The following is a 14,291-nucleotide window of genomic DNA, read 5'->3' on the forward strand; positions in this document are numbered from 1 at the left end:
GGTTTCTACCATTTTGTGTATGCTGATATCCAGATATTCAAAATCGGTTGTGGTTGTACGCACCTTACGATAGGAACTGAAGTTTGGAAACTTTTGCCCAACAAGTTTTGTTTTGATGATCAGCCTAAGCGGTTTCAATACATAATTGGAGTAAAACTGATCGGCCAGAATGGTTAGCAGTATCATACCGAGCAACACCTGAAAGGCGATATTTTGCAGCGGAACGCTGGTTTCGTCGAGCGTATCTACACTTTTGCCTATCTCCAGGAGGTAGGTTTTATTTTTAACCTTAAATGTGTGACTTAATATACGGTATTCCAGTGTATCACCCTCACTAAACATACGCTTGCCGAGCTCAATGGTATCTGAAAAGGAGCCGGGCGCAACCTCATCCAGACTGATGAATTCTTCTTTTAACGGCAGGTAACTGCCATAGCCTTCGCCGTTTTCGATATAAGTTTCAATGCCCCGGTTTTTAACTATCTGCAGCAGCTTGTTTTTTTGCTTGATGAGTTTGCTATCAACATAATTGCTGCTGATATTATTGATCAATACGGGTACCAGCAGTACAAATAGTACCACGATAACCAGTTTTGATATGGCGTTAAAAAGCGTAAGTTTTGTTCTTAGTCTCAATACTTAAGCGTTGATCTTTATTTTATATCCAAGGCCTCTTACGGTTTCGAGCCAGTCGGGCGGGGCAAAGGCATTTAATTTTTTTCGTATATTTTTAATGTGCGCGTCAATATAGTTGGAGTCATAATCATCGTTTACAACACTGCCCCAAATATGTTCGCTCAATTGCATGCGCGTTAAAGTTCTGTTCTTATGCAAAATTAAATACGCTATCAGGTCAAATTCTTTTTTGGTGATGGTATTTACAACGTCATTTTGGTAGGATATAGTACGATTAGTTAAATCGATCACAAAACCACCTAATTCGATGATGTTGTTTTTTACACCAAATTTGCGGCGTATGATGGCCTGCATACGGCTTTGCAGCTCAAGTAATGAAAAGGGTTTAGGCAGGTAATCGTCGGCTCCCAGATCAAGACCTTTAATCCTGTCGGTGATCTCGGTACGGGCCGTTAATATAATACAGGCCGCTTCCGAATCCATTTTTTTTACTTCTTTAAGCAGGTCCAGGCCGTCATAATCGGGCAACCCCAGATCAATCAAAATAAAATCGTATAAATTAACAGCTATTTTTTCTGAGGCCGATACACCGTCAAAGCACACATCGCATATGTAATTATAATTGGTAAGGAATATCTCCAGTTCCTGTGCAAGTGCTTTTTCGTCTTCAATGATCAACACGTTCATACGCTGTTAATAAAAAAGGTAGTAAAATGTAAAGTTAAAAAACGATTCGCGCCTGTTTTCAAGCGTGCCCTCCACGTTAACAGGTATCGAATAACGCCATGAAGCTTCCAGCGTGTAGTGTGGCCTGTTGTAAGCTACGGGGATCTTAAAGCTGTAATTCAGTATGTTAAATCGCCTGTTTCTGCGGGCGGCCTCCAGGTTAAGATGTTCTATAACGCTGGGTGGCAATACATATTGATAATGGTGATCTGTTTCATAACGCTGTACAAAGTTCTGCGTACCCAGAATCATATTAAATGATGGTGTAAAGGAAAGGTAATCCTTATCATCAAATATACTCCAGCTGCTTTCAAAGTATTTTGAATTGCTGATGGTGGTAAAAAAATCGTTTGATTTGCCGAACAGGTAGTCAACTATTACACTGGTTTTAAGCAGGCCCCAATCGTATGAGTTTTTCCAGTTGATATCATTTGATGATGCCGACTTAATAACATTGGCGTTTTTGTTGAAAATGAACCGGGTATAGCTGGCCGCGCCCGAAAATGATTTGGAAAGTTTATAAAAATATCCGCCACCCAAATCAACCTCATCAACCGGGGCATAACCTAAAACTTTTAATACCGAGCCATAGACAAATACGCCCGATTTAAAATTGTAAATGGCATCGCCGGTGAAAAAGGGATACTTAATTGGCCCTGTACGACCAAAAAAGAGTGCGTCGCTGCCATAACTTACCCCTACAGAAACCGATCTTTTCCTGATCACACTGTCTGTATCGGCCGTCATTTTCTTGCCGGTATCAGCAAAAAAGCTCCGGTCAATGCCTGCGGCATACAGGGTATTACTAACGGTAATAAAAAAAAGTAAGCAAATGTACTTCATCAATAATTGGTAAATTGTTTATCAACCTGTTTAATTGCTATTTCGTCTGGGTATCTCCGGCGGGCGTTCCAAACCTTCGGGCCGGCGCTGTCTTTTGGTTTTTGGCTTGGTTGTTACCGGCGCTCCTGAATCGTCAACCTTTTCGGGCTTTGTTTGCTTTTTGGGCTTTGCTACCTCTTTAATTTTGTTCTTTTCGTCCTGTTTTTTTGCTAATACGGTATCTTTTAACACCACCTTATAGGTATGCGAATAGCTGGTGCTGGTTGTGTTGTAAACAGACGCAGTGCCACCATTTTTAATGCCGGCTAATAATAAGGTTGGTGCAAATATTAATAACAGAACAATATACGCAAACCACTTTATCATTGAGAGGAAGAAAAACTTAAAATTATTTTCAAATATCGGTCAATTTCAACAGTTAAACCCAGGGTTGGGGTACTGCTTATAAAAGTATCATTTACCTTGATATTTAGAGCATAAAACATCAAAGTAAATGATTAGTGATTTGCAGGTATAAAATTATAGTAGTACAATAGCAGCAGATCAGATATTAACGTCCTTTGACGTGTAAATACGGTTCTGATCGTCAATAATGATACAAGCTATTTGGTTCAGTTGATTTATTAAGTATAAACCCGCGTTAACACCTATATTGATTATTGGCGAGGCCATTGCATCAGATAGTTCGGCGGTTGGGCTGATAATACTTACGCTGGTAATTTCACTTACCGGAAATCCTTTTTTAGCCGTTACTACGTTTACAAACTCATTATTGCTGATGCTGGTATATTTTTCGGCATTTACCGAGGTAGCAAAAGCCATATCGCTGATGTTTAAATGAGCAAATGGCTCATCTGCTTTTTCAGGATCGGCAGCGGCAACCGTCCAGGATTTCAGATTAGGTTGTGTGCCCCAGGTAAGCAGATCGCCACCTGCATTAATAACACCACTGCTCACGCCGTTCATTTGTAAAACATATTTTGCTCTATCGGCAGCGTAACCACGGCTATTGGCACCAAAGCCAATGCGCATTCCTTTTTCTTTTAAGAATATGGTTTGTTTGGCGGAATCAATTATCACACTTTTGTAATTGGTAACCATTACCGGCGATGGTGCTATCTTAACATCGGCATTGGTAGCCAGTGCGGCATCATCACCTGTGTAACCTGTACCGGCAAAATAAGTGATATCAAAAGCGCCATGAGTAAGTTCCGATATTTGCAGGGCTCTGTCGATGAGCCTGAAAACCTCACCACTAACTTTTACAGGTTCAATGCCTGCATTACGGTTGATTCGGTTAATGTTACTGTCTTCGCTAAAGGTAGATAACAACCTGTCAACCCGGTTAATTTCATTAATGGCAATATCAATCTGTTCATCGGCCAGTAAGGGATTGTTCCCTACTACACTAATTTCAAATTTATCACCCATTAAGCGTACACTACGCCTGAAAGTGGTTAAATTATTGGTTAAAGTTTTTATAGCCAGCATAAGTAGAATTTAATTATTGTCAAAAAAAGTAACAGTTATATAATGTACTATACGCATTACGAAAGCATTTGTAAAAATGCTACAGCGTTACTCTACAAAAACTAAAGTAGCGGGCTTATATGAAATTAAGATGAAAAAGGAATTGCCATTACTGTAATGCCCCGGATTTAGCATTTTTTAACAATTGGATTACAGTTGATTATAGGCTAAAGGAGGCTTGTAATGCGCTTAAATGAAAAATGCCGAAACAAGTCCGGCATTTTTTGCAAGATTTAATATTTTTAAACTACAGTTCCTTCTTTTAGCTTCTCGGCGTTTTCTGCAAACTGTAATGATTCCAGTATTTCCTGTAAATCGCCATTTAATACGCCCGGAAGGTTATAAATAGTAAGCCCGATGCGATGCTCTGTTAAACGGCCCTGCGGGTAGTTGTAGGTGCGTACCTTGGCCGACCTATCGCCGGTTGATACCATTGTTTTACGTTTTTTAGAGGTTTCTTCCAGGTGTTTTTGTAACTCCATTTCATAAACCCTTGAACGTAATACCTGTAAAGCCTTGTCGTAGTTTTTTAATTGCGATTTTTGATCCTGGCATTGGGCAACAATACCTGTAGGGATGTGGGTTAACCTAACAGCAGAGTAGGTAGTATTTACCGACTGACCACCTGGCCCTGAGGCACAGAAAAGGTCTTTACGAATGTCGCTAACCTGCAGGTCGATATCAAACTCATCAACCTCGGGTAATACTACTACAGAAGCCGCAGAAGTATGCACACGGCCCTGAGTTTCGGTATCAGGTACACGTTGTACACGGTGTACACCCGATTCATATTTTAAAGTTCCGTAAGCGTCTTCGGCATTTACGTTAAATACGATCTCTTTGTAGCCGCCACTTGTACCCTCGGTATAATCAACCAGTTCGGTTCTCCAGCCGCGTCTTTCACAGTAGCGCATGTACATGCGGTATAGATCGCCGGCAAATAAAGCCGCTTCATCACCACCGGTACCGCCACGGATCTCTACTATGGCATTTTTGCTATCTTCCGGATCTTTAGGGATCAGCATCAAACGAATGGCTTCTTCCATTTCATCCTGTTTTACCAACAGTTCATCCAGCTCAGTTTTGGCCATTTCACGAAATTCCTCGTCTTTTTCGGTAGCCAGGATCTCTTTATTGCTGTCAATATTGCTCATGACGTTACGGTATATATTATACTCGTCAACAATCTTGGCAAGATCTTTATACTCCTTATTTAACTGGGCAAAACGTTTCATATCCTGCATTACCTCAGGATTGCTCAATTCCGCTTCTACAGTTTTCCAGCGTTGAAATATCAGTTCTAATTTCTCTAACATATACTATATTCAATAGCTATTTGCAGTTTTAATTATAATGATTAGCCGGTTAAGAAAACGTCTACGTTTCGGTCGGTTTGTACCTTTGCTGCAAAAAGCGCACAAAAGTACACATTTTTGGCCATAGTTAGTTCACCCTATTGTAAGTAATTAAGGGCTGATGCTGAACGCTTAAGGGGTAGTTTTTACGCTATTTTCTGATTCAAAAGTCTTTAAGGATAGCGTTGTGCCGTCAAATTCGGCATAGGTATTATAGTTTACCCATTCGCCCAGGTTAATATAGCGGCTGTTGGGGTTTAGCTGTATATCCAACGGTAAATGGCGATGGCCAAAAACAAGAAAATCGTAAAAGTTTGTTTGCAATTCTTCCCGGCAAAAAGTTACGAGCCATTCTTGTTCACCTGGTTTTGGGTTTTCTTTTTTCTGGTTGCTGAGGCGGCTATTGGTCGACCAGTAATTGGCTACCCCCACACCCAGGTTAGGGTGCACCCGTGCAAAAAGCCATTGGCAAAAGCCGCTGCGGAAAAAGTTTTTTAATACTTTATAAAAATTATCGCCCGGCCCGAGCCCGTCGCCGTGGTGCAGAAAGAATTTTTTGCCGCCGCGTTCTATCTTCAAATCATTGCTCACGATGGTTGCACCGAGTTCCTTTTCAAAGTAATCAAACATCCACATATCGTGGTTGCCCTTAAATAGATAAAGTTTTACGCCAGCATCGGTAAGTTCGGCCAGTTTGCCTAAAAAGCGGATGTAGCCTTTGGGGACTACCGTTTTGTATTCAAACCAGAAGTCAAAAACGTCGCCCATTAAAAACAATTCGGCTGCATCTGTTTTAATGCTGTCAAGCCAGCGTACTATCCTGTCTTCGCGTTTGCGGCTATCGGCAAAGCCGCCTGTACCCAAATGAAAATCAGATGCGAAGTAAAGTTTGTTGCGGACTGGCATATGGGCAAAAATACATTTAAACCATGAAAGGAAAAAACGCTTATAGCGCACAGGTGTTAAGTATACGTATTTAACAATTAATAAACACTAACCCGGTATATTTGAATTTATTTGACACAAACTGTTCTTTTAATCAACAACTTACCGGCAATAATTGCCTCACTTTAACACATAATTCATGATGAAAATATTACTTCCAGCTTTGATGCTATTTGGCTTTGCAGGTGCCGCAAATGCCCAGCAAAAGTTTAGTGCTGCCGATTTTAAAACTAACCTGGGTAAAACAGGTACATTATGTGATACCGTTTACTCCATGAAAACAGTGAGCGATACCCTTACTTTGCTTAATATGGGGGCGGCCTATCCGCGGCAAAAATATACTATTGCGGTAAAGGGTAATAAAACAAAGCTTGATCTGGATCATATCAAGGGTAAGCAGGTTTGCGTAACCGGACTTTTCGTGATGTTTAAAGATCAGCCAGAAGTGGTTGCCGATAAGCCTGAACAATTAGAAGTGCACTAAAACAAAAGAGCCAGGCTGGTAACACCGCCTGGCTCTTTCATACGGGCAAATAAAGCCGCCGTGTATTATAATTAAAATTCTTTTACCAGGCCAAATACTATCTGGCCTTCGGTTATAGGTTGTTTGGTTACAATACGGCCCAGGTTGCTGGTACGGCCGGTGGTAGCAATGTTTGGTCCTTTGGAGTTAATGTAGTTTCCTTTAAGCATCAGGTCCCAGCCACTGCCCATATCAAAACGTATGGCCGCGCTGCCTCCATAGGCCAATGCGGTTCCTTTTGAACTTTCCTGGGTAAATACATCTGTTTGTGCTTTAACACCCTGAATAGAAACAGCTATACTTGGGGTAGCGGTGCTTTTAATAACACCGGCAGATGCACGCAGATCAAACCTTAAACGGTGGTATACAAAAGTGTATTGGGGGCCTAACAAAACGTTGTAGCTTCTGTAGCGTTTATCAGCAGTAACGGTTGAACCATCGGCCTTAAAATCATCAGTATAACCCTGTGAAATGATTTGATCATCGTCAATAGTTAAATTGCCCTGATCTTGTTTTGATACGGTGTAACCAATAGCAAAGTGCTTGTAAAAATATACGGCACCATCAATGCCCATTATAAAACCATTTTTTGCAAAGCCGGCTTTTGGGTTACTGTAGTCGGTACTTTTAAAATCACTTAAAGCTCTTGATTGCCCACCAAATATACCTATATAGCTTTTAAGCTTTGCAGGTGCATCGCCATCAGTATCTGCTGCATCCTGAGCTTTGGAGTTAAGCGCAATCAGCATAAATAAAGATGCTGTAAGTAATGTAAAGGTTTGTTTCATGTTGTAAATTATACTACTAATAAATATAAGTTTGCCGCTTACACCTGTTATTCGGTTAGCAAACGTGTAAAAAAAAGCATTATTATCAATAATATGCGGTCTGATATAAAATCTATTGTAAATAAATAATTACACCGGTACCATCGGCCAAATATCCGGAATTAGTTGTTCCGAACTTTAGCTAATGCTTGTTTTTCATAATCGGGGGCTAATATAGGATGCCCGGCTCAATTAAACAGCAGGAACAGGCAAAATTAACAACTTTTAACCTTTATTATAGATAAGGTATTGATGGCCTCATAGTCAAATCCTATCTTTAGTTCCCCTGTAAGCTAAAAACCAATATGAAAAAAACTACTTGTTTATTTGCATTCGCAGTTTTAAGTTATAGTTATACCCAGGCACAACAGATGAGCATAAAAACACTCCCATATCCTCAAGCTAAAAAAACAGACGTTGTTGATACTTATTTTGGCACCCAGGTGCCCGACCCATATCGCTGGCTTGAAGATGATCAGGCAGATGACACCAAAGCATGGGTAAAGGAAGAAAACAAAGTAACCCAAAACTACCTCGGCCAGATCCCGTACCGCGACGAAATGCGCAAGCAGTTAGAAACGTTATGGAATTACGAAAAATACAGCGCGCCGTTTAAGGAAGGTAAATACACTTATTTTTATAAGAACGATGGCCTGCAAAGCCAGTCGGTTTTGTACCGGCAGTTAGGCGATAACGGGACGCCCGAAGTATTTTTAGATCCCAATAAATTCTCTGCCGATGGTACCACCTCTTTGCAGGGTATCGATTTTACCCATAACGGCGAACTGGCGGCCTACCAGATATCAGAAGGCGGCTCCGACTGGCGTAAGGTGATCGTTATAAAAACGGAGGATAAAAGCGTAGTTGGCGATACCCTGACCGATATTAAATTTAGCGGTATAGCCTGGAAAGGTACCGACGGTTTTTATTACAGCAGTTATGATAAGCCGCAGGCAGGCAGTCAGCTATCCGGAATGACCCAATATCATAAACTGTATTATCACCAGTTGGGTACGCCGCAAAGTACCGATAAACTTATTTTTGGTGGCGATAAAACACCGCGCCGCTATATTGGCGCGCACCTTACCGAAGATGAACGCTTCCTGGTGATCTCGGCAGCGACTTCGACAACGGGGAACGAATTGTACATACAGGATCTCAGCAAACCCAACAGCATTATTGTTAATGCGGTTGATAATTTTGATAACGAACATATTGTGCTGGATAATGTGGGCAGTAAGCTGTATATACTCACCAACATTTATTCACCCAACTTTAAAATTGTTACGGTAGATGCCGCTACCCCAACCGTAACACACTGGAAAAATCTGATACCGGAGACTAAAGATGTACTGACAGCAAGCACTGGTGGCGGTAAAATTTTTGCCGAATACCTGAAGGATGCCACTTCATTTGTACAGCAGTACGATATGAACGGCAAACTGGAGCGCACCATCCCCCTGCCATCGGTAGGTACGGCCTCTGGGTTTGGTACCAAAAAAGAAGAAAAGGAAACCTATTATACCTTTACCAATTACGTGTATCCGCCAACTATTTTTAAGTTGGATATTGCCAGCGGACAATCAACCGTGTATAAAAAATCGGGTGTAAAGTTTGATCCGGAGCAGTACGAATCGAAACAGGTGTTTTATACCTCGAAAGATAAAACCCGGGTGCCCATGATCATTACCTACAAAAAAGGTACCGTGCTTAACAGCGACAACCCAACGCTGCTATATGCTTACGGCGGTTTCGGCGTAAGTTTAACACCAGCTTTCAGTACATCAAACATTATTTTGCTTGAGCATGGCGGCATTTATGCCGTGCCTAACTTACGCGGCGGTGGCGAATACGGGGAGACCTGGCACCGCAAAGGCATTAAAATGAAAAAGCAAAATGTGTTTGATGATTTTATTGCCGCTGCCGAATACCTGATCAAAAATAAGTATACCTCAAAAGAAAAGTTGGCTATTTCGGGTGGTTCAAACGGTGGTCTGCTTATCGGGGCTATGCTCACCCAGCGTCCCGATCTGTTTAAGGTAGCTTTCCCGGCCGTAGGGGTAATGGATATGCTGCGCTACAACAAATTTACCGCTGGCGCGGGCTGGAGCTATGATTATGGTACGGCCGAAGATTCTGAGGACATGTTTAAGTACCTTTACAACTACTCACCGTATCATGCTTTAAAACCGCAACAATATCCGGCCACAATGGTTACCACTGCCGATCATGACGACCGTGTGGTGCCTGCCCATTCTTTTAAATTTGGTGCACGCCTGCAGGAGTACCAGCAAGGCCCGGCTCCCACATTAATACGTATTGAAACCAAGGCAGGGCATGGGGCAGGGCAATCAACCGCGCAAGTAATTAGCGGTCAGGTTGATAAATGGGCATTCATGTTTTGGAATATGGGTATAAAGTGGTAAGATAATTGCTTTTTATAAGCCGTTATTCGGTAGAGCCGGAAGCGGTGTGCGTAGTTGTACGAAAAAAGAAACTTTATGGGGCATACAAATCCTCAGAAGTATGTATAAATTTCCTCGCAATCGCCTGAATGACAAGAAATATGCTAAGCGAATTTATTAAATAAGTTATGAAATATCTATTCATCGTTGTGTTGTTGCTGTGTAATGTTTCAGCAGCCATTATCGGAGTTAAGAAACCCAATGTAAACGTGGTGTTTATAGGCGACAGCATAACGCAGGGCGTTCAGTTAAGTGACCCAGCTACCGAGGCGCCGCCAGCAACAGCTATTGCCTGGATGCGCAAGCAAAAGGACTTAGGTACGATTGAGTTTAGCAACCAGGGCCATAGCGGCTACACCACTCTTGATTTTTTGCCGGGTGGTAAAACCTTTGCCAAAGTTGAAGATGCTGCCAATGCCTTTGCTGATAAAAATGCCCTGCTGGTATTTTCAGTGAAGCTGGGTACTAACGATAGCGCTATTCATGGCCCGCACGGCGCACCGGTATCGCCTGATAATTATATTCAAAACGTAAAGACCATTACCGATAAACTACTGGCCGATTTTCCGAAGGCTATTATTATTTTTGAGCACCCCATTTGGTACAGCCCGAATACTTATAACGGCTCCATGTATTTACAGGAGGGTTTATCAAGGCTGCAAAGCTATGTACCCAAATTGGATAGTCTGGCTGGTGCTTATGCCGCCGCCAATCCTAAACATGTTTTTGTTGGTGATAAAAAAGCATTCGACTATTTTGAAAAAAATCATCAGACTGAACTCATTGCTGAGAATGGCAAACAGGGTACATTTTATCTGCATCCTAATAAGACTGGGGCTGTTTCACTTGGAGAATTTTGGGGCAAGGCTATTGAGCGCGTGGTGAAGTCTAATTTTTAATATTCAACCCAAAACCCTCAACGTCATCCTGAACTTGTTTCAGGATCCCTCAAGCTTGGTTTAAGCCTGCATATGGGATGCCGAAATAAATTCGGCATGACGGTACATCGCCCCTTTCAACGCTCAACGTCATCATGAACTTGTTTCAGGATCTCTCAAGCTTGGTTTAAGCCTGCATATGGGATGCCGAAATAAATTCGGCATGACGACGCGCGTGTCCATTCTTTTTACAAACCATTTTTGCTTTTTAGCCCGAGAGTACCCAACTTCGCATTCCGAATTTGTGAAATATGATATCTCATTATAAAAAAATAGCCCAGGAGCTTACCATTGCCGAAAAACAGGTGAGTGCCACTGTGGAATTGCTTGACGAAGGTGCAACCGTTCCGTTCATTTCTCGTTACCGTAAGGAGGTTACCGGTACGCTTGATGAAGTACAGGTAACCGAGATCCGCGACCGTATACAACAGCTGCGCGATCTGGATAAACGCCGGGAAGCCATCCTAAAATCGCTTACCGATATGGGCAAACTTACGCCCGAACTGGAAAAACAGATCAACGAGGCCGAAACGATGGTGGTACTGGAAGATATTTATCTGCCTTATCGCCCAAAACGCAAAACCCGTGCTACCACCGCCCGCGAAAAAGGCCTGCAGCCACTGGCTGACTTGCTGCTGGAGCAAAACAAAATTGATCCAGCAACTGAGGCCGCGATTTATATTGATGCCGAAAAAGGCGTTAATAGTGTAGAAGAAGCACTGGCCGGTGCAAGGGATATCATTGCCGAAACCATCAGCGAAAATGCCGAGGTACGTACCCGTATCCGGGAGCTGTTTATTGAAAAAGGTACTTTTCAATCAAAAGTGGTTGATGGCAAGGAAGAGGCCGGTATTAAGTATAAGGATTATTTCGACTGGCAGGAGCCTGTAAAATCGGCACCATCTCACCGTATACTGGCTATGCGCCGCGGCGAAAAGGAGGAAATTTTATGGTTGGATATTAAGCCCGAAGAAGAAGAGGCTATTGTTATATTGGAAGATACTTTTGTAAAAGGGAATAATTCAGCCGCCGATCAGGTGAAGCAGGCTATTGCTGATGGCTATAAACGCTTGCTCAAACCATCAATGGAAACCGAGGTGCGCCTGTTTACTAAAAAGAAAGCCGACGAAGAAGCTATCCGTGTATTTGCGGAGAACGCGCGCCAGCTTTTACTAAGTGCACCACTGGGCCAAAAACGTGTTATGGCCATTGATCCGGGTTTCCGTACAGGTTGCAAGCTGGTTTGTTTAGATGAGCAGGGAAAGTTGCTGGAAAACACTGCCATTTATCCGCATACCGGTGCGGGCCAGGCAAGGGAAGCTGAAAAAACTGTTCAGCATTTATTTGAAAGATATAAGATTGAAGCCATTGCCATAGGCAATGGTACAGCGGGCCGCGAAACGGAGGTATTTGTGCGCAACCTGAATTTACCGGGTGTAGTAATTGTAATGGTGAACGAAAGCGGTGCTTCTATCTACTCGGCATCTGAAGTAGCCCGGGAAGAATTTCCGGATAAGGATATTACCGTAAGAGGTGCAGTATCTATAGGCAGAAGGCTGATGGATCCGTTAGCCGAACTGGTAAAGATCGACCCGAAATCAATTGGAGTAGGGCAGTACCAGCACGATGTGGATCAAAACAAACTGCAAACTTCTTTGGATGATACTGTAATGAGTTGCGTAAACGCGGTAGGGGTTGAGTTAAACACGGCATCTAAACAAATATTGGCCTATGTGTCGGGCTTAGGGCCGCAGTTGGCGCAAAATATTGTGGAGTACCGTGATCAGAACGGTGCCTTTAAGCGCCGCGACCAACTGAAAAAAGTACCCCGCCTGGGTGAAAAAGCCTTTGAGCAGGCGGCAGGATTTTTGCGTATCCACCAAGCCGAAAACCCGCTTGATTCAAGCGCGGTACACCCGGAACGTTATGGCTTGCTGGAGCAAATAGCCAAGGATATGAACTGTACGGTGAAGGATCTGATGAGCAATGCGCCGCTGCGCAAAAGCATTCCGCTGCAAAAATATACATCAGAAACCGTGGGTTTACCAACGCTGAACGATATTATGGCCGAATTGGCCAAGCCAGGCCGCGACCCGCGTGAGCAGTTTGAAGCCTTTAGCTTTACCGAAGGGGTAAATGCCATTGGCGATTTAAAGGTAGGTATGAAGTTGCCGGGCATAGTAACCAATATCACCAACTTTGGTGCATTTGTTGATATTGGCGTACACCAGGATGGGTTGGTACACCTGAGTCAGATCACCAACCGATACATTAAAGACCCCAATGAGGTACTCAAAGTACATCAAAAGGTAGAAGTTACCGTTACCGAAGTTGACGTAAACCGCAAGCGCATTGCCTTAACAATGAAAGACAATGAAAAAGCTGCCCCGCAACAAAAAAGAAGCGACGACAGACGGCCTGCCGGCAATAAACCCGCGTACGGCAAAAGGCCCGAACAACAACAGGAAACGGATATAGCTATAAAATTGGCTGCTTTAAAGAATAAGTTTAAGTAGGGGAACGGCTGTCATTCAATATTAAAAAGGGTGACAGCCCCTTATTCTTATTTCTGGTAAAGGTTTATTCTAAAGTAATCTGTCTTCTGATGCTTTCTTCCAGTGAAATGAAAGTTTCAGTGCGTTGTATACCTTTAACGCCTTGTATCTGTTCGTTTAATACTTCGCGCAGGTGAGTAGTATCATGACAAACAATTTTGGCAAAAATACTCCACTCGCCGGTTGTGTAATGTAGTTCAACAATTTCTTTAATAGTTTTCAATTGTTTAACCGCTTCGTTGTACTGAGAACCCTTTTCAAGGTATATACCCAGGAATGCTGTAATGTCATATCCTAACTTCTGAGGATCTACTTCCAGGCTGGCTCCTTTTATTACACCCATCTCTTCCAACTTTTTCATTCTCACGTGTATGGTTCCGCCAGAAACTATCAACTCCTTAGCTATCTCGGTGTACGGAGTGGTAGCATTCTTCATCAATATTGATAAAATCTGGATATCAAGATTATCAATTTCTAAATTTTGAGCTTTTCTGTGGGACATAAATTTGAATATCTATATTGAAATACAAGTTTAATTAAAATTTGAATAAAAATAAAATATTTTTGTTGAAATATTTGCAAGGAATTGATAGGTCTATTAAATTTGTATCAAGCAATTGACAAATGCCTATCGTTCTTTAAATTAAAAACAATGTTGGGTGGTGAAATTTTTGGCAGACACACCTCCTTGTCCCGGTGGCGGAGATCATGGGAAACCCGCAAGGGCTAACCACTCTGTGGAGGTTCGAATCCTTCCCCAACAGCATCCTGAAGGCTCAGGATACAATACTGTAGGATGGTGAAATTTTTGGCAGACACACCTCCTTGTCGCGGTGGCGGAGAAATTGGGAAACTTTTAGCAATAAAAATAACCACTCCGTGAAGGTTCGACTCCTTCTCCTACAGCTCTTCTCATAATTTAGGTTTATAATTGGTTAGTAAAGGCCC

At 42.4% G+C, this 14,291-nt stretch carries 12 protein-coding genes, 1 tRNA gene and 1 pseudogene; 5 read left to right on the plus strand and 9 right to left on the minus strand.

Annotated features, from left to right (window positions below):
* From AAGC65_RS19865 to AAGC65_RS19895, 7 genes and pseudogenes are all read right to left on the minus strand, one after another.
* Positions 1-636, minus strand: a pseudogene (locus AAGC65_RS19865) (sensor histidine kinase); the annotation flags it as partial.
* Between the two features lie 3 nt (positions 637-639).
* Positions 640-1,323, minus strand: a complete 684-nt coding sequence (locus tag AAGC65_RS19870) for a response regulator transcription factor (protein WP_343114208.1) — start codon at positions 1,321-1,323, stop codon at positions 640-642.
* A 6-nt stretch (positions 1,324-1,329) separates the two neighbouring features.
* On the minus strand, positions 1,330-2,205 hold the full coding sequence (locus AAGC65_RS19875; protein ID WP_343114209.1) for a hypothetical protein: 876 nt from the start codon (positions 2,203-2,205) through the stop codon (positions 1,330-1,332).
* A gap of 30 nt (positions 2,206-2,235) precedes the next feature.
* Positions 2,236-2,571: a hypothetical protein gene (locus AAGC65_RS19880; protein WP_343114210.1), complete on the minus strand. Its 336-nt coding sequence runs from the start codon at positions 2,569-2,571 to the stop codon at positions 2,236-2,238.
* A 177-nt stretch (positions 2,572-2,748) separates the two neighbouring features.
* A complete protein-coding gene (locus AAGC65_RS19885; RefSeq protein WP_343114211.1) occupies positions 2,749-3,696 on the minus strand; it encodes an FAD:protein FMN transferase in 948 nt (315 codons plus the stop codon).
* A 281-nt stretch (positions 3,697-3,977) separates the two neighbouring features.
* Entirely contained in the window at positions 3,978-5,051 is a 1,074-nt protein-coding gene (gene prfA, locus AAGC65_RS19890) for a peptide chain release factor 1 (protein WP_343114212.1), read from the minus strand.
* Positions 5,052-5,222: 171 nt separating this feature from the next.
* Complete coding sequence (locus AAGC65_RS19895; RefSeq protein ID WP_343114213.1) at positions 5,223-5,996, minus strand: UDP-2,3-diacylglucosamine diphosphatase; 774 nt, start codon at positions 5,994-5,996, stop codon at positions 5,223-5,225.
* Between the two features lie 178 nt (positions 5,997-6,174).
* On the opposite strand from AAGC65_RS19895, the gene AAGC65_RS19900 reads away from it, so the two are divergent.
* Complete coding sequence (locus AAGC65_RS19900) at positions 6,175-6,519, plus strand: hypothetical protein (RefSeq protein ID WP_343114214.1); 345 nt, start codon at positions 6,175-6,177, stop codon at positions 6,517-6,519.
* A 71-nt stretch (positions 6,520-6,590) separates the two neighbouring features.
* Here AAGC65_RS19900 and AAGC65_RS19905 read toward each other — a convergent pair whose 3' ends face one another.
* The gene (locus tag AAGC65_RS19905) at positions 6,591-7,346 is read right to left on the minus strand and encodes a hypothetical protein (RefSeq protein WP_343114215.1); all 756 of its coding nucleotides are present in this window, start codon (positions 7,344-7,346) and stop codon (positions 6,591-6,593) included.
* Between the two features lie 344 nt (positions 7,347-7,690).
* Between AAGC65_RS19905 and AAGC65_RS19910 the strand changes: the two genes are divergently transcribed.
* The 3 genes from AAGC65_RS19910 to AAGC65_RS19920 all read left to right on the plus strand — a co-directional run bounded on the left by AAGC65_RS19910 (position 7,691) and on the right by AAGC65_RS19920 (position 13,304).
* A complete protein-coding gene (locus tag AAGC65_RS19910) occupies positions 7,691-9,811 on the plus strand; it encodes a prolyl oligopeptidase family serine peptidase (RefSeq protein ID WP_343114216.1) in 2,121 nt (706 codons plus the stop codon).
* A 167-nt stretch (positions 9,812-9,978) separates the two neighbouring features.
* The gene (locus AAGC65_RS19915) at positions 9,979-10,749 is read left to right on the plus strand and encodes a GDSL-type esterase/lipase family protein (RefSeq protein WP_343114217.1); all 771 of its coding nucleotides are present in this window, start codon (positions 9,979-9,981) and stop codon (positions 10,747-10,749) included.
* Between the two features lie 290 nt (positions 10,750-11,039).
* The gene (locus AAGC65_RS19920; RefSeq protein WP_343114218.1) at positions 11,040-13,304 is read left to right on the plus strand and encodes a Tex family protein; all 2,265 of its coding nucleotides are present in this window, start codon (positions 11,040-11,042) and stop codon (positions 13,302-13,304) included.
* Positions 13,305-13,368: 64 nt separating this feature from the next.
* Here AAGC65_RS19920 and AAGC65_RS19925 read toward each other — a convergent pair whose 3' ends face one another.
* Positions 13,369-13,845 carry an Lrp/AsnC ligand binding domain-containing protein gene (locus AAGC65_RS19925; RefSeq protein ID WP_076373882.1) on the minus strand — a complete coding sequence of 159 codons (477 nt, stop codon included), beginning with the start codon at positions 13,843-13,845 and terminating at the stop codon, positions 13,369-13,371.
* Between the two features lie 151 nt (positions 13,846-13,996).
* Here AAGC65_RS19925 and AAGC65_RS19930 point away from each other — a divergent pair.
* Positions 13,997-14,107, plus strand: a tRNA-Asp gene (locus tag AAGC65_RS19930).
* The last annotated feature ends 184 nt before the right edge of the window (positions 14,108-14,291 follow it).

The sequence above is a fragment of the Mucilaginibacter sp. genome (genome assembly GCF_039207105.1).
Classification (GTDB): Bacteria; Bacteroidota; Bacteroidia; order Sphingobacteriales; family Sphingobacteriaceae; genus Mucilaginibacter.